Source organism: Pseudostreptobacillus hongkongensis (assembly GCF_001559795.1).
In the GTDB taxonomy this organism is placed as follows: Bacteria; Fusobacteriota; Fusobacteriia; order Fusobacteriales; family Leptotrichiaceae; genus Pseudostreptobacillus; species Pseudostreptobacillus hongkongensis.
Genome location: NZ_LOHY01000043.1, coordinates 1 through 272, shown reverse-complemented (window position 1 = coordinate 272; position 272 = coordinate 1). Strand labels below are relative to the sequence as shown.

Genomic DNA, 272 nt, shown 5'->3' with positions numbered 1-272 from the left:
ACTGTAGCTTCTGTTAAAATAATTGGGTCAGCTTTAGTTGAAGCTTTGTTAATAATACCAGCAGCTTCAGCAAAGAATTTATCTAAGTCTATTAGAGGCTTTATACTGCTAAGTATAATATTTTCAACCATTAGTTGTATCTTAGGGATTATAGTGCCATTATCATTATCACTATCATTACCTTCAGGACCAGCAATAATATTGGTTGCTTCAACAATATTTTTTGTAACTGTATTTATAAAAAATATTACACAGAAATATAGAGAAGGAGG

1 protein-coding gene is annotated in these 272 nt (G+C 30.1%); it reads left to right on the top strand.

Features of this window, described 5'->3' with window-relative positions:
• Window positions 1-45 precede the first annotated feature (45 nt).
• Window positions 46-272 (top strand): metal ABC transporter permease (locus AYC59_RS07500; protein WP_245620603.1); only part of this gene is annotated, 227 nt, incomplete at its 3' end.